Source organism: Melioribacteraceae bacterium 4301-Me (assembly GCA_041538185.1).
Taxonomy (GTDB): Bacteria; Bacteroidota; Ignavibacteria; order Ignavibacteriales; family Melioribacteraceae; genus Pyranulibacter; species Pyranulibacter aquaticus.
Genome location: JBGORM010000001.1, coordinates 726,875 through 747,610, shown reverse-complemented (window position 1 = coordinate 747,610; position 20,736 = coordinate 726,875). Strand labels below are relative to the sequence as shown.

18 protein-coding genes are annotated in these 20,736 nt (G+C 33.1%); all 18 read left to right on the top strand.

Going from position 1 to position 20,736, the window contains the following annotated elements; translation table 11 throughout:
• Positions 1–83 precede the first annotated feature (83 nt).
• On the top strand, positions 84–1,577 hold the full coding sequence (glgA, locus tag ABRY23_03310) for a glycogen synthase GlgA (protein ID MFA3782076.1): 1,494 nt from the start codon (positions 84–86) through the stop codon (positions 1,575–1,577).
• 6 nt (positions 1,578–1,583) lie between these two features.
• Positions 1,584–2,159 carry a D-glycero-alpha-D-manno-heptose-1,7-bisphosphate 7-phosphatase gene (locus ABRY23_03305; GenBank protein ID MFA3782075.1) on the top strand — a complete coding sequence of 192 codons (576 nt, stop codon included), beginning with the start codon at positions 1,584–1,586 and terminating at the stop codon, positions 2,157–2,159.
• Positions 2,160–3,347: a DNRLRE domain-containing protein gene (locus ABRY23_03300; protein ID MFA3782074.1), complete on the top strand. Its 1,188-nt coding sequence runs from the start codon at positions 2,160–2,162 to the stop codon at positions 3,345–3,347.
• A 7-nt stretch (positions 3,348–3,354) separates the two neighbouring features.
• The gene (locus ABRY23_03295) at positions 3,355–4,620 is read left to right on the top strand and encodes a hypothetical protein (GenBank protein MFA3782073.1); all 1,266 of its coding nucleotides are present in this window, start codon (positions 3,355–3,357) and stop codon (positions 4,618–4,620) included.
• A 23-nt stretch (positions 4,621–4,643) separates the two neighbouring features.
• The gene (locus ABRY23_03290; protein MFA3782072.1) at positions 4,644–5,909 is read left to right on the top strand and encodes a tetratricopeptide repeat protein; all 1,266 of its coding nucleotides are present in this window, start codon (positions 4,644–4,646) and stop codon (positions 5,907–5,909) included.
• A gap of 30 nt (positions 5,910–5,939) precedes the next feature.
• A complete protein-coding gene (gene glyA / locus ABRY23_03285) occupies positions 5,940–7,241 on the top strand; it encodes a serine hydroxymethyltransferase (GenBank protein MFA3782071.1) in 1,302 nt (433 codons plus the stop codon).
• An 8-nt stretch (positions 7,242–7,249) separates the two neighbouring features.
• Positions 7,250–8,008: a twin-arginine translocase subunit TatC gene (tatC, locus tag ABRY23_03280; GenBank protein ID MFA3782070.1), complete on the top strand. Its 759-nt coding sequence runs from the start codon at positions 7,250–7,252 to the stop codon at positions 8,006–8,008.
• A gap of 73 nt (positions 8,009–8,081) precedes the next feature.
• A complete protein-coding gene (locus ABRY23_03275; protein ID MFA3782069.1) occupies positions 8,082–8,981 on the top strand; it encodes a polyprenyl synthetase family protein in 900 nt (299 codons plus the stop codon).
• A gap of 204 nt (positions 8,982–9,185) precedes the next feature.
• Positions 9,186–9,755, top strand: coding sequence for a cytochrome c3 family protein (locus tag ABRY23_03270; protein MFA3782068.1), 570 nt, complete (start codon positions 9,186–9,188; stop codon positions 9,753–9,755).
• A 10-nt stretch (positions 9,756–9,765) separates the two neighbouring features.
• Positions 9,766–9,960 (top strand): hypothetical protein, encoded by a 195-nt coding sequence (locus ABRY23_03265; protein ID MFA3782067.1) that lies wholly within the window; start codon positions 9,766–9,768, stop codon positions 9,958–9,960.
• Position 9,961: 1 nt separating this feature from the next.
• Entirely contained in the window at positions 9,962–13,024 is a 3,063-nt protein-coding gene (locus ABRY23_03260; GenBank protein ID MFA3782066.1) for a TAT-variant-translocated molybdopterin oxidoreductase, read from the top strand.
• Entirely contained in the window at positions 13,024–14,391 is a 1,368-nt protein-coding gene (gene nrfD / locus ABRY23_03255; GenBank protein MFA3782065.1) for an NrfD/PsrC family molybdoenzyme membrane anchor subunit, read from the top strand. The genes ABRY23_03260 and nrfD overlap by 1 nt, the downstream gene beginning before the upstream one ends.
• A gap of 2 nt (positions 14,392–14,393) precedes the next feature.
• Positions 14,394–15,533: a quinol:electron acceptor oxidoreductase subunit ActD gene (locus ABRY23_03250; protein MFA3782064.1), complete on the top strand. Its 1,140-nt coding sequence runs from the start codon at positions 14,394–14,396 to the stop codon at positions 15,531–15,533.
• Positions 15,530–16,717 carry a quinol:cytochrome C oxidoreductase gene (locus ABRY23_03245; GenBank protein ID MFA3782063.1) on the top strand — a complete coding sequence of 396 codons (1,188 nt, stop codon included), beginning with the start codon at positions 15,530–15,532 and terminating at the stop codon, positions 16,715–16,717. Before ABRY23_03250 ends, ABRY23_03245 begins: the two co-directional genes overlap by 4 nt.
• A gap of 12 nt (positions 16,718–16,729) precedes the next feature.
• Entirely contained in the window at positions 16,730–17,659 is a 930-nt protein-coding gene (locus ABRY23_03240) for a cytochrome c (protein ID MFA3782062.1), read from the top strand.
• 21 nt (positions 17,660–17,680) lie between these two features.
• Positions 17,681–18,472 carry an SCO family protein gene (locus ABRY23_03235; GenBank protein MFA3782061.1) on the top strand — a complete coding sequence of 264 codons (792 nt, stop codon included), beginning with the start codon at positions 17,681–17,683 and terminating at the stop codon, positions 18,470–18,472.
• A 4-nt stretch (positions 18,473–18,476) separates the two neighbouring features.
• A complete protein-coding gene (locus ABRY23_03230; GenBank protein MFA3782060.1) occupies positions 18,477–20,117 on the top strand; it encodes a cbb3-type cytochrome c oxidase subunit I in 1,641 nt (546 codons plus the stop codon).
• Entirely contained in the window at positions 20,107–20,736 is a 630-nt protein-coding gene (locus tag ABRY23_03225; protein MFA3782059.1) for a cytochrome c oxidase subunit 3 family protein, read from the top strand. Before ABRY23_03230 ends, ABRY23_03225 begins: the two co-directional genes overlap by 11 nt.

Below are 20,736 nucleotides of genomic sequence, written 5' to 3'. Positions count from 1 at the left end.
TAACTATTAAATATGCTAATATTTTTGTCAATGGGTCATTATTTTCATAAATTTCGATATTAAAAATCAAAGGATTAACCGAAATGCCCTCAGGAAAAAAACTTAAAATCCTTTTTGTTACTTCAGAAGTCGTACCGTTTATTAAGACAGGTGGACTGGCAGATGTTTCTTCTGCTTTACCGCAAAAATTACAGGAATTGGGTCATCATGTTAGAATTGTTGTTCCAAAATACGGCGCAATTGATGAAAGAAAACATAAGATTCATGAAGTAGTTCGATTGAAAGATATCACTACAAAAATTGGTGAAAAAGAAGTAGTTTTTTCCCTTAGGTCATCGTTTTTAATTGGTCCCAAAACCCGCGTACAAATTTATTTTTTAGACAATCATGAATATTTTGGGAGCAGGCATAGTCTTTATGCTGATCCTTTAAGCGGCGAGGACTTTCCTGATAATGATGAACGATTTATTTTGTTAGCAAAGTCCGTCTTCGAGTTAATTCAGAAATTAGGCTGGACGCCAGATTTAATTCATTGTAATGATTGGCAGTGCGGCTTAGTACCTGCTTACCTTAAAACAAAATTTAAAGACCATCCTTTGTTTACTTCTATTAAAACACTTTTTACTATCCATAATTTATCATTCCAAGGAATTTTTCCTCATTCTACTTTTGCTAAAACTGGTTTACCGGAAGAAGTGGATAATGAGGAGGGAATTATTCATAAAGGAAAAGTGAATTTTCTTAAAGCAGGGTTAGTATATTCTGATATTATTAATACAGTAAGCGAAACTTATGCAAAAGAGTTATATACTGATAAAGATATTGCTAAGGATTTGTTGCCTGTTCTTTCTAAGCGGAAAGAGTGTATATATGGAATTATAAATGGAATTGATGATACAATATGGCATCCTGAGGTTGATTCGTTGATTAAGAAAAAGTATTCTGTTAAGAATATTGATGATAAGTTCGAAAATAAAAAAGCTTTAGCAGAAAATTTTGGTTTTGAAGCGGACGAGTCTGTACCTATCATAGGGATGATTTCACGATTGTTGCCTGATAAGGGATTAGACCTTGTTCAAAAAGCATTCAACGAACTGATGAAATTAAACATACATTTAGTTCTATTAGGTACTGGTGATAAACAATTTCAAAAATTTTTTCAATCTGCTTCACATAAATTTCCTCAAAAATTTTCTTGTTATCTTGGCTTTGATGATGAACTTGCACATTTAATCGAGGCCGGTTCAGATATGTTCCTTATGCCTTCTAAACATGAACCATGCGGATTAAATCAAATGTACAGCTTAGTTTATGGTACCGTTCCAATTGTAAGAGCAACTGGCGGTTTAGCTGATACTGTTCAGCCGTTCGATCCTAAAACTGAAACCGGCAACGGTTTTGTATTCTATAAGTATAATGCCTCTGAAATGCTAACTGAAATTAAAAAAGCAATAAAGATTTTTAGTAACGATAAAGATACTTGGCGAAAAATTATGAAGAACGGCATGAAATCAAATTTTTCTTGGATGAATTCTGCTAAAAAATACGTAGATTTGTATAAAAAGCTTACCGACTAAAGTTTAATGAGTTCACATGCTGTTTTTTTAGATAGAGATGGTACAATAAATTTTGATACAGGCTATATATCCAACCCACGTCAAGTTGTGCTGATGCCTTACGTTGGTGAATGTCTTTTTAAGCTGAGAGAAATTTACAAGTTCAAGTTGATTGTGATATCTAATCAATCGGGTATTGCTAGGGGATTGTTAACCCACAAAGACGTAAAAAGAGTTAACAATAAAATAAATCAATTATTGAAAAAGTTTAACACTAGTATCGATGCTTTTTATTATTGCCCATTTCATCCAGATTATAGTAGTCAATCTGAATCACTTTGCAGAAAACCTTCTCCCAAAATGATCTTTGATGCCTCTGCAGAACATAATATTGACTTAAGTAAGTCATATTTAGTAGGTGATAAAGCAACTGATATTGAAGCGGGATTGAATGCAAAGTTAAAAACAATCTTAATTAAAACTGATTTTTATGAAGAGGAAATTTCTATCTTGCTTAATCAAGGAAAAACTCCCAATTTTGTAGCTGATAATTTTTATAATGCTACTGACTATATAATTTCTGACTTTTCCGGAGGAAATTAATTGATAAAAAGTTTTCTTGCGATTTTTATTATAATTGTGATAGGGATTGCATTCTTTGCCTGCAGTGATAATCCAACTTCCATAGGAAGTAACCTACTGCCTAACGAAGATAATGTTACTTTTCAAGTGTTAGATTCAAACAAAGATTCATTAGTTCAGCAGTCTTCATTTTACAAAGATTCACTAAATCTTGCAGGTTCAAGTGTAGTTTTGCTTGGTAAGACTGACTATGCTGAGTCAAGACTCTTGGCAAAATATTTCCCAACATTGCCAGATTCATTGAAAAGCTATTACAAGGCAAATCAAATTAGAGTAAAAGAGGCATGGCTTAAGTTAAAGCCTCTTTACAGACTTGGCAGTAAAAGCTCTAACTTTAATTTTTTTGTTTATCAAATAAGACAAAATTGGGGCTTAGGATTTAATGAGGATAGCTTAGCTACATTTCAGCATGATAATTCAAATGCTGCCTCTAATTTAGTTATAACCGATACTACTTTACGCATTAATTTAGGAACAAATTTAATAGATGAATGGATTCAGTACCTTGATTCTACAATAAGTACTGTTAATTATGGATTGTATTTTGTGCCAACGCCAGACACGAAACAAATTTTAGGGTTTCAAGGCGCTTCTCCAAATCCAGATACAACTGAACCAACTATTTATTTTGTTCTTGAAAAACCAAATGAATGGCTTGATACACTTTACATCTTGCCATCTCAAAATAAACATGTTGTTTTAAGTAATATGCCATACAGTAACGACGAAATTTATTTGCAGGCTGGCTATGGCTTAAGAGGGCGATTATTTTTTGATTTATCTAAGCTAAAAAAAGGCGCGGTAATTAATAAAGCAGTTTTGGAATTAACAATGGATGAATCTAAATCAATGTTAAGCACTATTTTTAATGATTCGGTTGTCGCAGCTGTTAGATATGCCGATAGCCTAAAAACAAAATTGACAAGCGATAGTCTTTTCCCAATTAACCTTAAGCGAAGTGGTAATATTTATTCGGGCGATGTTACTTTTTTTATTCAAAGCTGGCTTAATAATGGAAACAATTTTGGACTGAGATTGACTATGGGTGATGAATTAGGCTCAGCCTCACGACTTGTAATTTACGGGAGTAACTATGCTGAAACAAATAAAAGACCGCGACTTATAATTACTTATTCACAAAAAAACTAGACCTTAGATGAAGAAAAACATTTACATAACTTTATTTTTTGTGCTGGGTTTTTCTATTTTTTCATCGGACTTAATTGCTGGCGGCGGCTCAATTTATACAAGATACGGTATTGGTGATTTGAAGTTTTCATTAACTGCTCGTCGACTTGCATTTGGTGAAGGCGGAATTGCTTTAGCTGACTTTGATTATGTCAATAGTTTTAATCCAGCAAGTTTTTATCAAATGAGAATGACAAGAATTGAAACTGGCTTAGATATTAACGGTTTTGCAATTAGCAACAATTCGACAAATGTTTTTTACAATCAAGTTTATTTTTCTGGATTTAAATTTGGAATCCCAATTGATAAAGATTATGGAATTAGTCTAGTGATGGGAATGGAACCATACTCGCGAGTAAACTATGAAATAACAGAAAACGACTCAAGTTCTTTAGTCGATCCTTATAAAGTAACATACAAAGGTACTGGTGGACTTTCAAAAGTGTATTTTGGTTTATCATATAAACTGCCTTTTGATATTGCTATTGGCTCAAGCTTTGAATATTACACGGGGAAAATTCAGCATCAATCTAATGCGGAGTTTCAATCAACTTCCTCGTTTCGTAATGCTTACTTTAACAAAGATTATATATTCACTGGCGTGGGTTTTACTTTTGGTCTGTTAACCGGTAATCTTTCCCATTTAGTAGGAATTAACGCAATTACTGATTTAAGATTTGGGTTCAGCTATAGTAATTCAGTCAATATCCCAACTGATACTGTTTCCACCAGCTCTACTACAATCAATTCGGCTACTGCATTATCTTATGACGATGGTTATGGTCAAACTCATATTCCCGAAAGACTTGGCATAGGGGCAAGTCTTAAGTTCAAAGATTCTTACCTGATAATTTTAGACTATTTCTACCAACCTTGGTCTAAATATAAATTTCAGAATAAAACTTCCAACTTCTATAAAGATTTAAACAGATTTAGTATAGGATTAGAATACAAAAAGGACCCGACAAAGTATAATAGCTTTTGGGAACAGGTATCAGTTAGAGGAGGTCTAAGCTATGAACAAACACAATATACTTTTTATGGAGCAAATATCAATGAAACATCAATATATTTTGGTTTTTCTGCCCCAATTGGTTTTGAGAATACAATAGATTTTGCGTTTCAGTTTGGCAAAAGAGGTACGACCGAAAATAACTTATTAAGTGAAAATATTTACAGATTTTCATTAACTTTCAACTTCGGAGAACTTTGGTTCATACGATTAAATAGATAATAACATTATAAGGAACTTCAAAATTGAAAGGAACAATTAAAATTTTTGTGATTTTTTCTTACCTAATATTATCATTTTTGTCAAACAATTTAATTGTTGCTCAAAACAATGTAAGCAATCAACAATTAATGGCTGACTTTAGTTTATTTTATGAATATCAAAAAAACAAAGATTATGCTAGTGCTATTCCTTACGGGTGGAAAGTAATTAATACAGACCCGACAAATTTTGTGAAATATAAATTATTCCCTAAAATGGAAGAGGCACTTTGGTATATTCATGATAGTACTAAAATTGATGAGGCAGCCAAAAAGAAAATAGCAGATACTTTACTTTATTTGTATGATAAGGCGATAAAATATGATTCTGTAAGTGCAGGATATTATCTTGCTAAGAAAGCTTTTGTAATGGGGAATTGGGAAAATGAAAATCCTGCTAAGGTAATAGCTACTTACGAGGAGGCAATTAAAAAAGATTCGACATTACCTTCATTTTATAAAGACCAGCTTGGATTACTTTATGCTAAAAATGCTACTGACGAAAACGATTATAAATTGAAAGCATTAGAATTGTATTCTAAACTCTCCGAACTTGAGCCTAATAATGAATTGTGGGTACAAAGAATTGAAGGCCTCGCCGAAAATATTGAGCAGTTAGTTGATATTACCAAGAAGGCATGGGATTTAGATAAAAATAATTTAGAAAAAGCCTGGAAATACGCATCAATTTGTTTGCAGGCAAAGGAACTTAATAAAGCCTTAGAACCACTTGAGTTCTTAGTGTCTAAAGCTCCTAAAGTAATTAATTATTGGAAACAGCTTGCTAATACTTACGATAAACTGGATATGAATGATAAAGCTTTGCAAGCTTATAAAACCTTAATAGAACTCCAGCCGGATAATCGAGATAACTATGTTAATATAGCTCTTGTATATAAGAAAATAGACCAGCTTGCGGTTGCTAGAACTTACTTGCAAAAAGCAATGAATATTAGTCCAGACTGGGATTACCCTTACGTAATTGAAGCACAGCTATACGAACAGGCAGCAAGAGCATGTGATTTCGATTTTATGGCAAAATGTGTTTATTTATTAGCTGTTAATACTTACAAAAAAGCAGCCAGTTTAAATGGACCGTTTGCTTCGCAAGCAGCTGAAAGAGTAAAAGCATTGGCTAATTCTATTCCTACTAAAGAAGATTATTTCTTTAGACAGCTTAAGAGTGGCGATACAATAAAGATTGAAGGTCCATGTTACTCTTGGATTCAAAGATCAGTGATAGTTCCTTAAATAGAAATTTTATAACATTATTTAAAATATATGCTGAATTATCTTAATTCTGATTTAGAAATTCTAAAGATTGTACAATTAGAAATTGATCGCCAAGCTAATAATTTAGAATTAATAGCATCCGAAAATTTTGTTAGCTTAGCTGTTTTAAGCGCAGCTGGATCTGTATTAACAAACAAATATGCTGAAGGCTATCCTGGTAAAAGATATTACGGCGGCTGTGAGTTTGTTGATATGGCAGAAGAATTGGCAAGAGAAAGATTAAAAAAATTATTTAATGCTGAATATGTTAATGTTCAGCCGCATAGTGGCTCTCAAGCCAATATGGCTGTTTACATGTCTCTTCTTAAACCTGGTGATACTATTTTAGGTCTTAGTCTGGATCATGGCGGGCATTTGACTCATGGTTCACCAGTTAATTTTTCTGGACAAATTTATCGTTCGGTTGGCTATACTCTTAATAAAGAAACGAAACTTTTGGATTATAATATTATTGAGGATTTAGCTAAGAAAGAAAAACCGAAGTTAATTGTTACTGGTGCTAGTGCCTATTCAAGAGATTGGGATTATAAAAAGTTTAGAGAAATTGCTGATAAAGTCGGTGCCTTTTTAATGTGTGATATGGCGCATCCAGCAGGATTGATTGCTAAAGGTCTCTTAAATAATCCACTTGAATATTGCGATGTTGTAACTTCTACTACACATAAAACGTTACGCGGTCCTAGAGGCGGTGTTATCTTAATAGGTAAAGATAAAGAAAACCCTATGGGTATAAAAACTCCAAAAGGAGATAGGTTAAAATTAATGTCAGAAGTTTTTGATTCAATGGTTATGCCAGGAATTCAAGGCGGGCCCTTAATGCACATCATAATGGCTAAAGCTGTTGCATTCGGTGAGGCATTACAAGATTCTTTTGCTGATTATTCGAGGCAAATTATTAAGAATGCTAAAACTCTTGCAAAAGAACTTATGAGCTTAGGTTACGATGTAATTTCAGGCGGCACAGATAACCACCTTATGCTTGTTGACTTAACAAATAAAAACATAAGTGGGAAAAAAGCAGAAAATACACTTGGTGAAGCTGGTATAACTGTTAATAAAAATATGATTCCTTTTGATACTAAAAGTCCTTTTGTCACTAGCGGAATTAGAATTGGTACGCCAGCTCTAACAACTCGTGGCATGAAAGAAGATGAGATGAAATTAATTGCTAATTTTATCGATAAGGCATTAAGCAATGCTGAAAATAAAGAAATGTTAAAATCAATTCGAGCGGATGTAAAAGCTTTATGTAAGAATTTCCCACTTTATCCTGAACTTTCTCAAAATTAACGACCATTGTGTTATTTCTAAAAAAAAGAAAAACTGATAAGCCTGCTTCTGATGAAGCAGAAATGTCTTTCCTCGAACACCTTGAAGAACTTAGGTGGCGTATTATTTATTCCCTAATTGGAATTGTTATTGGTACCATAATAGCATGGATTTTTGTAGACTATTTAATTGATGGAATTTTGCTTCGCCCGGCTAAACAAGCTAATATACATTTACAAAATCTCAAACCTTTTGGACAATTATTTCTTTATTTCCAAGTTGCCATTATAGTTGGCTTTATTTTAAGCATTCCAAATTTTTTCTACCAAATGTGGAAATTTATTTCTCCAGCACTTCGCGCCAATGAAAAAAAATATATTACTTCAATTGTTGCCTTTACTACTTTTTGTTTTTTTAGCGGTGTTGTATTTGCATATTTTGTTATGCTTCCTCTTACACTAAAATTTGCTGCTCAATTTGGTTCGGCAAACATCGAAAATAATTTTGCTATTGATGAATACTTCTCGATTATTTTAAGCGTAATATTGGGTGCAGGACTTGTCTTTGAACTGCCAATGTTGTCTTTTTTTCTGTCAAAAATTGGAATTATTAATGCAGGCTTGATGAAAAAATACCGTCGACATGCAATAGTGACAATTATGATATTAGCTGCTATTTTAACTCCAGGAACTGACCCTGTCTCCCAAATAATACTTGCAGTTCCATTGGTTTTCTTATATGAAATAAGTATATTCGTTGCAAAAATTTCGCAAAAGAAGAGTGAGTAATAAGTCACTTTCCCAAATTAGTCAATCCATCGACAACTACCTCAAGCGTTTCAATGAAATATTTAAAGAATCGTTGAGATCTAAGGTTGGATTATTAGATTTAGTTACAAGATATATCTTAAAGCAAAAGGGCAAAAAGATTAGACCGCTGTTGGTTATTTTGTCCAGTAAAATTGCTGGTGATATAACAGATAGAACTTACCGAGGGGCAATATTAGTTGAACTTCTTCATACTGCAACATTAGTTCACGACGACGTTGTAGACAATGCTGAAACAAGGCGCGGGTTCCCTTCTATTAATGCTGTATGGAAAAATAAAGTAGCTGTTTTGATGGGGGACTATTTGTTGGCTCGTGGACTTATGATAGCTGTGGAAGGTAACGACTTTGACTTTTTGAAAGTTATTACCAATACCGTCAAAAGAATGTCGGAAGGTGAATTACTCCAGATTAAAATGACTCGTAATTTTGCTAACGATGAAGAAACATATTTTAAAATAATTTCTGACAAGACGGCTTCTTTGTTGTCCACTTGCTGCGAAATTGGTGCCAGAGCTGTAACATCCAACATTGAAAAAATTGAAGCGATGAAAAATTTTGGTGAAAGTTTAGGTATGGCTTTTCAAATAAGAGATGATATTTTAGATTATATTGGCAAAAAAAGTATTTTGGGCAAACCTTTAGGCGGAGATATAAAGGAAAAAAAAGTAACCCTTCCTTTAATTTATTCTTTGAAAAACTCATCCGAAGCTGATGCAAAAAAAATTGTTAGGATAATTAAAAATGGTAAATCTGCTAACGATATAAAGTATGTTATAGAATTTGTAAAAGAAATGGGTGGTATTGATTATGCAAATGAAATTGCTAATCAATTTGCTGCCAAAGCCTTATCTCACTTAGAAATTTTTCAAGATAGCATTTACAAAAATTCTTTGAAAGATTTAGTGGAATTTATTGTTACTAGAAAAAATTAATTTTGTTTAGTAATTCTTTTACACTGCTAAATATTTCATTCCATTTTTTGTAGACATTTTTTTGGAATTAAAAATTCTTTTTTTATTTTTGACAAACAAAAATTGTATATCATATCTTAAATAAAACCTACAAATCAAGACTTTGATAAGTGGGAATTAAGAAAAAACATAACAACACGTAAAGAAAAGTATTTAATATTGATAATGAAAAATACGGTTCTAGATTACGCTCTTAAAATTCGCCTTCCATTAACTTTGTTTGTAATTGTAATTTCATTTATGCTTACATTTTACATTTCGCGTGCAGAAAGAGACAGCGTTGGTTATGCACCAGTTCAACCAATTCAATTTTCACATAAACTCCACGCCGGTACAATGTCGATTGATTGCCAATACTGTCATACAGGTGTTACTAAAGGAAGGGCAGCTTTAGTTCCATCAGTAAATATTTGCATGAACTGTCATACAATTGCTAGAAAAGATAGACCGGAAATTATAAAGCTGACTACTTATTATAAGGAAGGTAAACCAATTCCGTGGAAAAGAGTGCATAAAGTACCTGAGTATGCTTATTTTAATCATAGCGTTCATGTTAATAAGGGAATCCAATGCGAAACTTGTCACGGCAATGTTAAAGCTATGGATGTGATTAAGCAGGTAAAAAGTTTTACAATGACAGCTTGTTTAGATTGCCATCGTGAGCCACAAAAATTTTTACCTTACTTAACTAATGTAAAAAAAGGTCCTGAAAATTGTTTTGCTTGTCATAGATAAGAGAAAAGTTATGGATGAAAACAAAATTATTTCACGAAAAAAATTTTTAATTTCTTTAGTGATTGGTTCATTAACTACATTGTTGCTCTCTTTTTTGCCAATCAAAATTTTTAGCAAAAAAAGTAATCCTTTAATGAAAAACAAAACAAGTAAAATAAAGATTAATATTCACCCAAATGCTGTAATGAGAAATAAAAAGGTTTAAGATGAAGAATAAAAATAAAGAGTTTTGGAAAAGTTTACGCGATTACTATGATGACCCAAAAGTTTTAGAGTTAAAATCAAATGAATTTGCAAGCGGCGTAACAGATGAATTTAATCCTTCGGAAATGAACAGCATTTCAAGAAGGAAGTTCGTTGCATTATTAACAGCCTCTGCTGCCTTTGCAGCAACTGCTTGCTCTAACTATCGTGATAAAGGTGAAATAATTCCATATAATAATAGACCTGAAAATGTTTTACCTGGCACTGCAAATTATTACGCCTCTACTTGTAATGCATGCCCAAATGCTTGCGGTATTTTAATAAAAACTCGTGAAGGCAGACCAATAAAATTAGACGGCAATCCAGACCATCCAATTAATCAAGGTAAAATTTGTGCGAAAGGTCAAGCAAGTATATTGAATCTTTATGACCCAGATAGAGTATCTGACCCAATGATTCTGAAAAGGAAATCAAACTGGTCGAAAATCGATACTGAAATTGTTCAAGCATTAAAAACTGCTGTCGCTGACCAAAAAGAAATCTCAATAATAGCTCAACCTAATTATTCACCCACATTACAAAAACTATTCGAAGACTTTAAGAAAAAGTACCCTACAACTAAATTTTATTTTTATTCTTTAATAAATAATTTGTCAAAAGTTAATGCGTGGGAAAAATGCTACTCGACAAGAATAATGCCCTCAATTAAATATGATAAAGCTAAATTGATTTTAAGTCTCGATAACGATTTTTTGGTTAATGAAGATAATTTCATTGAAAATATGCGGAAGTATTCATCCAATCGTGAGTTTGTAAATGATGTAAATTACACAAGATTATATGTTGCCGAAGGCAGAATGTCAGCTACTGGAATGATGGCAGATTATAGATTGAGGATAAAACCAGACCAGCAGTTCGAATTTGCAATGAGTTTATTAAATGAATTTATTAAAAAAGGTGCTGGTGACTTCAACATTCCTTCGGAAGTACTTTCGCATTTGAACAGCTTCGATATTTTTTCTTTTGCTAAGAAAAATAAAGTTGATGAAAAGAAAATAAAACATCTTATTGATGATTTATTTTCTTTTAAAGGAAAAGCAATTGTAGTAGCCGGGAACACATTGCCGGAGAAAGTACATATTGTTGTCAACCTATTAAATGAATTATTAAATGCAAAAGATATTTACGACTACGATAATCCCATCGTAGATGTAAAACAAAATTCACTAACCGATTTTTCTAACTTGATTAATTCTATTAATCAAGGAAAAGTTAGCGTTGTAATTCACTTTGATACTAATCCAGTCTATCATTTGCCGGCAGATTTACATTATCAAGATGCATTGAAAAGAGTTAGCACAGTAATTACGTTGACAGAGCAAGAAAATGAAACAGCAGATTTAAGTAAATACGTTCTACCAATTAATAATTATCTTGAAAGCTGGGGTGACTATTACACAAGAGAGGGTATTTATAGCCTGCAGCAGCCTGTTATAGCTCCAATTTTTAATACTCGTCAAAAAGAAGCTGTTTTGTTGAACTGGGTTAGCGAGCCAATCAATTACACTGATGACATTTATCATAAATATTTAATGAATAGTTTTAAGGAGTTTGTTTATAACAGAAAGAACACGGGTGTAAACTTCGAAGCTTTTTGGTATGCTTCGTTACAGGCTGGTTTTGTTGAACTAACTTTTAACATTAATAAACCAAATAAATTTAACTACTCAGTTTTTTCAGATTTTAATTATACTGTTACTGAAAGCAACGATTACACTGTTCAATTGGGTGAAAGTTATTTTCTAGGTGATGGAAGATTTTCAAATAATGGATGGCTCTTGGAATTGCCTCACCCGGTAACTAAAGTTACTTGGGATAATTATGCTATGATTTCACCTGATACTGCAAAGCATTTAGCAGTAGGTGATGGTGATTTCTTAGAAGTTGTTGTTGATGGAAGAAAGCTAAAAATTCCCGCAATGATCCAACCAGGATGTGCAGACAAATTTGTGTATATAGAGTTAGGATATGGAAGAACAGTAGTTGGTGAAGCTGGCAAGAACGTTGGTTTTAATGGTATAGTTTTAATGAGCAAAAACTTTGAACATTCACCTTACTTGTTTAATAATGCAAAAGTAACTTCAGCAGGTGGAAATTATGAGTTGGTCTCCACACAAGAACATCATTCACTGGATGATAAGTTTCTCAAAGATATTCACCTTAGAAGAAAAATTATTCGAGAAGGTACTGTATTAAAATATCAGAAAGAGCCAGAATTTCTGCATAAAGAAAAAGTTGAACTGGAAAGCATAACTAATCCAGTGGTTGTTTATAATGGATTAAAATGGGCAATGGCAATTGATTTAAATAAATGTACTAGCTGTTCGGCTTGTGTTGCTTCTTGTAATGTCGAAAATAATATTCCTGTCGTAGGTAAAGACCAGGTTGCAGTAGGACGTGAAATGCAATGGATGAGAATTGATAGATATTATTCAGGCACTCCAGATGACCCAATTGTTAGTACTCAACCAATGCTTTGTCAACAATGTGATAACGCACCCTGCGAAAATGTTTGTCCAGTTAGCGCAACAAACCATAGCCCAGACGGACTGAACCAAATGGTATATAACAGATGCGTTGGTACAAGGTATTGTTTGAATAACTGTCCATATAAAGTAAGAAGATTTAATTTCTTTAACTTTAGAGACCATTTTGCAAATGCTTATTACGAAAATGACTTAACTGCCTTAGTTAACAATCCCGAAGTTACTGTACGCTCGCGTGGCGTTATGGAAAAATGTACTTTTTGTATTCAGAGAATAATGGAAGCAAGACAAAATGCTATTAAAGAAAATAGAGAATTAAAAGGAAGTGATGTTCAGACTGCATGTCAGTCTGCATGCCCTGCTAATGCAATAGTATTTGGTGATATGAACGACCCAAACTCTGTAGTAAGTAAATACAGAAAGCATGACTTAGCTTATTATGTTTTAGAAGAGCTTAACATAAAACCAAATGTTACTTACATAGCAAAATTAAGAAATACTCATTCGGAGGAAGTATAGTGAGTGTAGTAGACTATTCACAAGAATTATCAGTAATTGAAGGACGTCCCCCGTTACGTTCAATAGATGAGCTGATTTCTAAACCATTAGATTCAAAGCCAGATAAAAAGTTTTACATTGCTCTTTCTATTACCCTAACTATGCTTATTACAGGTGTCATCTGTTTAGCCTTCACATTTTATTATGGAATAGGTTTGTGGGGCAATAATAATCCGGTTGGTTGGGGATTTGCAATAATTAATTTTGTTTTTTGGGTTGGAATTGGTCATGCCGGAACTCTTATTTCTGCAATATTATTTTTATTGCGGCAAAAATGGAGAACGGGAATAGCCCGCTTTGCTGAAGGAATGACAATTTTTGCAGTTATGACAGCTGGTCTTTTCCCATTGATTCACGTTGGCAGACCATGGTTAGCCGGATACTTATTCCCTTATCCAAATCAACATTCACTATGGCCTAATTTTATATCACCTTTATTGTGGGACGTATTTGCAGTATCTACTTACTTTACTGTTTCTTTAGTTTTTTGGTATGTTGGTTTAATTCCGGATTTAGCAGTATTACGTGAAAGGGCTAAGACAAAAATTAAGAAAATTGTTTATTCAATTTTTAGTTTGGGGTGGAGATTTTCAAATAGACATTGGCAGCATTACGAAAGAGTTTACTTAATTTTAGCTGGTTTTGCAACTCCTCTTGTGCTTTCAGTACACACAATAGTTAGCTTTGACTTTGCTGTATCAATTTTGCCTGGCTGGCATTCTACTATTTTCCCGCCTTACTTTGTGGCTGGAGCTGTTTTCTCTGGATTTGCTATGGTACAAAATGTTTTAATCTTTGTGAGAAAAATTTTCAATTATGAACATATAATTACTGTTGATACCCTGGAAAAAATGAATAAAATAATGCTTGTTACTGGTTCTATGGTCGGCTATGCTTATATAATGGAATTTTTTATTGCTTGGTATAGTGGAGTCCCTACAGAAACTTTTACTTTTATTAATAGAGCTTTTGGTCCTTACATGTGGGCTTATTGGATTATGTTTAGCTGCAATGTGATTTTCCCGCAATTATTTTGGATTAGAAAGATTAGAAGAAACATCCCTGCAATGTTTGTAATTGCTGTTCTTGTTAACGTTGGGATGTGGTTTGAACGATTTGTAATTGTTATAACTTCTCTTTCAAGAGATTTCTTGCCTTCAAGTTGGGCTTATTATAAACCTACTTTAGTAGATTTAGGAATTTTACTTGGAAGCTTTGGCTTTTTCTTTACTTGGATTTTATTATTTACAAAAGCTTTGCCTGTTGTTTCAATTGCTGAGGTAAAAGCAGTAATAGATGGTTCACAACCTTCCCATGAGGCTGATTAGTAATGAACGAAAAAAGATTATATAGTTACACTGGAATTTTTAATACTCCAAATGAAATTATTCATGCAGCTAAAAAAATTGCTGAGAAAGGTTTTAAGAATTACGATATCCATACTCCATACCCGTTACATGGTATGGAGAAAGCAATGAAATTGAAGCCATCTAAGATTGGATATGTCTCCTTAGTCTTAGGTTTGTCGGGTGCAATTTCTGCTATATTAACTTTGTTTTGGATGGCTGCTATTGATTATAAACTTGTTATTGGTGGCAAACCATTTTTCTCTTTTCCAGCCTATATTCCAATAACTTTTGAAATAACTGTACTCTCAGCTTCTGTTATTACAGTTCTTGTAATGCTGTTTATCTTTTTTAAATTGCCTAACAATAGCCATCCTTTGCATGCAACAGATTATATGAAGAAAGTTTCTTCTGATAAGTATGGGGTCAGCATTCAAGCAGATGACCCTTTGTTTAACGAAGAAGAAGTTAAATCTTTACTGAAGTCCTTAAATGCCTCTGATATTACACCAATATACTTTAATGAAGAAGAAATAAATTATAAGCATGTACTACTTGAACCAAAATTTGTCGGCTTTTTAGTCCTTGTAGCTTTGTTCACAAGTGCTACAACTTACTTCACATTAAATAAACTAATGTACATGGTTCCTTTTAATTGGATGGATGAACAAGCGAAGGTAATACCGCAACAGCCAAGTAAAATATTTGCTGACGGTTTTGGCATGAGGCAACCAGTGAATGGTACTGTTGCACGCGGGCAAATACCATTCTTATATAAAAACAATCCAGATGAAGCAGCTAAAGATTTGGTAAATCCTTTATTACCTTCAGTAGAAAATTTAAAGTTAGGTGAGCAAAAATTTAATATATACTGCAGTCCATGTCATGGTTATCATGCAGAAGGCGACAGCAGATTGCAAGGACAATTCCCAAATCCACCAAGTTTACATTCTGAAAAGGTGAGGAATTGGTCCGACGGCAGAATATTTTATGTAATTACTGAAGGACAAAATATAATGCCTTCTTACGCTACACAATTAACCCCTGAGGAAAGATGGGCTGTAATTTTATATATAAGAGCGTTACAAAGATCTCTAAATGCTAAGGAGTCTGACTTAAAATGAATAATTCCTTCACATTAGAATATCATAAAAAAGAACTGCCAAAAAAACTTAATATAGTAGGTTTAACATTATTTCTTGTTGGACTGGTAATTATAATATTTGGATACATTGTTAATCCTGTAAGAACTGCTTTCAATAATATCATTTTGCTTACATTTCTTATTAGTCTTGGAGCTGGTTCTCTATTTTTGATAGCTATTGAATATGTAGCCGGCGCGGTATGGAGTACACCATTTAGACGAGTGCCAGAAATTCTTTCCTTCGCTTTAGTGATAGTTCCTATTTTTGCTGTTCCATTATTTTTTAATTTGCATAATGTTTTTGAATGGACTCATCCTCAAGCATTTAAAAATGATGTTTTAATGGAGGCAAAAGCCCCGTATTTAAATACTACCTTTTTTATTCTAAGGTCAATTGCTTTTTTTGCTGTTTGGATTTTCTTCTTTATACTTTTATTCAAAAATTCAGTAAAGCAGGATTTCACTAAAGAACAATTATTAACAAAAAAGAATATCATTATTTCAGCGGTATTTTTGCCAATATTTGCTTTTAGCCTTTCATTTAGCTCTTTTGATTGGCTGATGAGTTTAGCGCCCCATTGGTATTCAACTATTTTTGGAGTTTATTATTTTGCTGGTACGGTCTTGTGCGCTTTAGCTGCTAGTACAATAATTATTGTTTTGCTAAACGAAAAGGGTTACTTTGTCGATGGATTAGGTGGCGACCATTACTATAGCCTTGGTGCGTTAATGTTTGCTTTCATTAATTTCTGGGCTTATATAGCTTTTTCCCAATTTTTATTGATTTGGTATGCAAATTTACCTGAAGAAACTTTCTGGTTTTTGCAAAGATGGGAGGGTAATTGGAAATTTGTTTCAATAGGATTAATCTTTGTTCACTTTGTAGTGCCATATTTTGCTTTGTTATCGCAACCCTCGAAAATGGACCCAAAAAGATTATTGTTTATCTCAATATGGATACTCTTCGCTCATATTTATGATCTTTATTGGATGATTATTCCTACTTTTAGTAAAGAAGGAATAATCTTTGGATGGATTGAAATTGGATTTCCATTATTTACTCTTGGCTTATTAATAATGCTTTTTGTTTTGATTTCTAAAAAGATAAACCTTGTCCCAATTGGCGACCCTAAATTAAAAAGAGGGATTGATTTTAAATTATAGTTTGGGAAAAATATGAACCAGAAAAGAAAAATAGAAGATGAAATAAATTTCAAAGAATTAATAAAAACTCCAATAAGATTATTTGGCTGGGTCTACCCTTATTTCATAATCGTGCTGTTAATCTTAGGTATTTTTTATGTAAAAAACTTAACTCAGATTTCTTTTAATGAACAGCCTGTTATTTTACCTGATAGCAGCGGAGTAATTAAAGAAATACCTTTCAAAAAAGGTGGGGTTATGCCCGCTGTTGATCTAAATTTAATTGAAAACCCGACAAGCGATTTGATTTCACAAGGTAAAAAATTATTTGAGACTACATGTGCTTCCTGCCATGGCACGGAAGGCAAGGGAGATGGACCTGCTGGAGCGGCATTAAATCCCAAGCCAAGAAATTTTCATTCTGCTGATGGATGGGTGAACGGAAGAAAGTTTAATGATATGTACAAAACTTTACAAGAAGGAATTCCTAACAGCGGTATGGTGGCTTATGAATATTTGTCACCAAAAGATAGAATTGCAATAATTCAATACATAAGAACACTTGCAGATTTTCCTAAAATTACTAAAGAAGAAGTTGTCGACTTAGACAATACATATAAATTATCTAAAGGAATTGTAGAACCCAATAATATTCCAGTAGAAGTTGCAATAGAAAAAATTTCTAATGAGAATAAAGATTTATTGCTCAAAGCAGAACAAGCAATTAAAGAAATGTCTGATAGCCCACAAAATGAAGGTGCATTATTGGTCAATAAGTTTGCACTTGATAAAAAAAGAGTTTTTGTATCATTTTTGAAGGCAGATTTAGGGAAGAATTTTCAACAGTTTGTAACAACTGTTTCATCTGAACCAAATGATTTAGGTTTCTCTCCGCTAATTGTTCAATTAGATTCTGAAAAGCTAAGGAAATTGTTTGAATTCTTAGTTAAAATTACAAGTTAAATTTTTTTGTGTGAAAATAAGATGAGTGGTTTTAATAAAATAGCTTTGTATTTGCTGATAATAATTTCCCATTACAAATTTTGCCTATTTGCTCAAAAAAGTCATGTTGAAATTGGTATTGATGAAAAGCTGGGTAATTTTTTGCCTTTGGATGCAAAGTTTGTTACATCTGAAGGTGATACAGTAACCTTAGGAAAAGTATTGAATAAACCTACGTTGTTAGCGCTCGTTTATTATCAATGCCCTGGTATTTGCAGCCCGTTACAAGCAAATCTTGCCGAAGCTGTAGATAAAATAGAAATGGTCCCAGGTAAAGAGTTTAAGGTTATTTCATTGAGCTTTGATCATCATGAAAACCCAAAAATTTCTTCTAAATGGAAACCTAATTATTTACACATTATTAAAAGACAATTTGCGGACAGCGATTGGATTTTTTTAACTGGTGATAGTATTAGTATAAAAAAAGTTACTGATGCTGCAGGTTTTTATTTTAAACCAAATGAAAAAAATTTTGTACATGCTGGAACAGTAATAGCTATTTCCCCTAAGGGGAAAATTTGTAGATACAGCTATGGAATAGATTTTAATCCTTTTGATTTAAAAATGGCTTTAATAGAAGCTGGTGCAGGTCAAACTAATCCTACAATTGCAAAAGTTTTACAATTTTGTTTTAGCTACGACCCTGCGGGCAGGAGATATTCATTAAATGCTACACGAATTGCTGGTTCAATCATGTTAATTGCAGTAGGAATATTTGTTGGCATTCTTACAATAAAAAAAAGAAAATTAAAAAAAGAAGAAAAGGAGTTGTAAATAAATGGCTAATGGAACTATCGCTATTGCAGAAAAAAGCTTTTATGAAGTTTCCACCAACGAGCATAGCGGTATTTTATCTTGGTTATTAACAACAGACCATAAAAGAATTGGAATAATGTATTTAGTTACGATTGCGTTTTTCTTTTTAGTGGGTGCAACTATTGGTCTGTTAATGCGCTTAGAACTGCTAACCCCGGGAAGAACAATAATGGGTGCACAGACTTACAATACTTTGTTTACACTTCACGGTGTAATCATGATATTCTTGTTCATAATTCCTGGGTTACCTGCAATATTTGGAAACTTCTTCTTGCCTATTCAAATAGGGGCAAGAGATGTTGCCTTCCCAAGATTAAATCTATTATCGTATTATATTTATGTAACTGGTGCTATTTTAGTTTTAGTCTCATTGTTTTTACCTGGTGGACCTATCGATACTGGCTGGACTTTTTACATTCCATATAGTGTAAGGACGGGCACAAATGTTTCCTTGGCACTGTTTGCGGCATTTATACTTGGTCTGTCTTCAATTTTAACCGGGATAAATTTTGTAACAACAGTGCATAGATTAAGGGCTCCAGGAATGAGTTGGTTCAAAATGCCTTTATTTGTCTGGGCTACTTACGCTACAGCATGGATTCAAATTATTGCTACACCTGTAGTTGGAATTACTATTTTATTAGTGGTTATAGAAAGAACATTTGGAGTTGGAATTTTTGACCCGGCATTAGGCGGTGACCCAATTCTGTACCAACATATGTTTTGGATTTATTCACATCCTGCAGTGTATATAATGATATTGCCTGCTATGGGAGTAGTATCAGAAATAATAACAACTTTTTGCAGAAGGACAATTTTTGGTTATGTACCAATTGCTATGTCTAGTTTAGCTATTGCTTTTGTGGGCTATTTGGTTTGGGCACACCATATGTTTGTAAGTGGTATGAGCGATACCGCTGCATGGATTTTTTCTTTACTTACATTTATTGTTGCTTTGCCGAGCGGCGTTAAAATTTTCAATTGGGTTGCTACAATGTATAAAGGGTCTATTGACCCGCAAGTTCCATTTCTTTGGGTGATGAATTTTATCTTCCTTTTTTCAATTGGTGGACTTTCGGGTCTAGTACTTGGTTCGTTAGCAACTGATGTCCATTTGACCGATACTTACTTTGTAGTTGCTCATTTTCATTATGTGATGTTCGGCGGAACTGGCACGATATTTTTCGGCGCAATGCATTATTGGTTCCCCAAAATGTTTGGTAAAATGTATAATAAAAAATTTGCTACTATCTCTGTGATTACTTTTTTCATCGGGTTCAACATGCTCTATTTCCCAAAGTTCATCATGGGATACATGGGAATGCCAAGAAGATATTATGATTATTTACCAAAATTTGCACATCTTCAAGAAATATCTACCATTGGCTCATGGATTTTAGTAGGCACTATATTTTTTATTACAGGTTATCTTTTGTATGCATTGAAAAAGGGTCCGAAAGCATCTAGCAACCCATGGGGAGGAGTAACATTAGAATGGCATATACCCTCACCGCCACCTATGGAAAACTTTAAAGAAATTCCTACTATCACTCATGAACCTTACGATTTTAGTCAATTGAAGGAGATGGAATATGACAAATAGCCAGCAAGCTGCTGCTAATTTACATCATGTTCACCGAGACGATGTTGGTGCTAGAATGGGTATGTGGCTTTTCTTATTTACCGAAGTACTTTTATTTGGCGGGCTATTTTTAGCTTATTCTGTTTATAGATACGATTATCATGAACAATTTCGTTTGGCTGCAATGGACCTTAATACTGGGATAGGCACGTTAAATACAATAATTTTGCTAACTAGCAGTTTAACAGTAGCCCTTTCTATTGCTGCTATGCAGAAAAACAATAAATTTCTTTCAATGGTAATGCTTTTTTTCACTCTTGCTCTTGCTTTGTTTTTTATGATTAATAAATATTTTGAATGGTCTGGTCATATTGCTGAAGGTTTATATCCTAAATCACCAGAGTTGTTAAACATGAAAAACGGTGAAATAATTTTTTATGGTTTGTATTATGTAATGACAGGCTTGCATGGTCTTCACGTTCTTATTGGTATGGTAGTTTTATCTTTTATGCTTTTTTTTATTGCAAAGGGTAAAATTACACCCGAAAACTATGTAAAATTGGAAAATGCCGGTTTATACTGGCACTTAGTAGATTTAATATGGATTTTTTTATTCCCCTTATTTTATTTAATTCATTGA

Bases quoted from the DNA above. Each gene is read 5' to 3' on its own strand.
- glgA (MFA3782076.1), top strand. From the start codon at position 84: ATGCCCTCAGGAAAAAAACTTAAAATCCTTTTTGTTACTTCAGAAGTC.
- ABRY23_03305 (MFA3782075.1), top strand. From the start codon at position 1,584: ATGAGTTCACATGCTGTTTTTTTAGATAGAGATGGTACAATAAATTTT.
- ABRY23_03295 (MFA3782073.1), top strand. From the start codon at position 3,355: ATGAAGAAAAACATTTACATAACTTTATTTTTTGTGCTGGGTTTTTCT.
- glyA (MFA3782071.1), top strand. From the start codon at position 5,940: ATGCTGAATTATCTTAATTCTGATTTAGAAATTCTAAAGATTGTACAA.
- ABRY23_03270 (MFA3782068.1), top strand. From the start codon at position 9,186: ATGAAAAATACGGTTCTAGATTACGCTCTTAAAATTCGCCTTCCATTA.
- ABRY23_03265 (MFA3782067.1), top strand. From the start codon at position 9,766: ATGGATGAAAACAAAATTATTTCACGAAAAAAATTTTTAATTTCTTTA.
- ABRY23_03260 (MFA3782066.1), top strand. From the start codon at position 9,962: ATGAAGAATAAAAATAAAGAGTTTTGGAAAAGTTTACGCGATTACTAT.
- ABRY23_03250 (MFA3782064.1), top strand. From the start codon at position 14,394: ATGAACGAAAAAAGATTATATAGTTACACTGGAATTTTTAATACTCCA.
- ABRY23_03245 (MFA3782063.1), top strand. From the start codon at position 15,530: ATGAATAATTCCTTCACATTAGAATATCATAAAAAAGAACTGCCAAAA.
- ABRY23_03240 (MFA3782062.1), top strand. From the start codon at position 16,730: ATGAACCAGAAAAGAAAAATAGAAGATGAAATAAATTTCAAAGAATTA.
- ABRY23_03235 (MFA3782061.1), top strand. From the start codon at position 17,681: ATGAGTGGTTTTAATAAAATAGCTTTGTATTTGCTGATAATAATTTCC.
- ABRY23_03230 (MFA3782060.1), top strand. From the start codon at position 18,477: ATGGCTAATGGAACTATCGCTATTGCAGAAAAAAGCTTTTATGAAGTT.
- ABRY23_03225 (MFA3782059.1), top strand. From the start codon at position 20,107: ATGACAAATAGCCAGCAAGCTGCTGCTAATTTACATCATGTTCACCGA.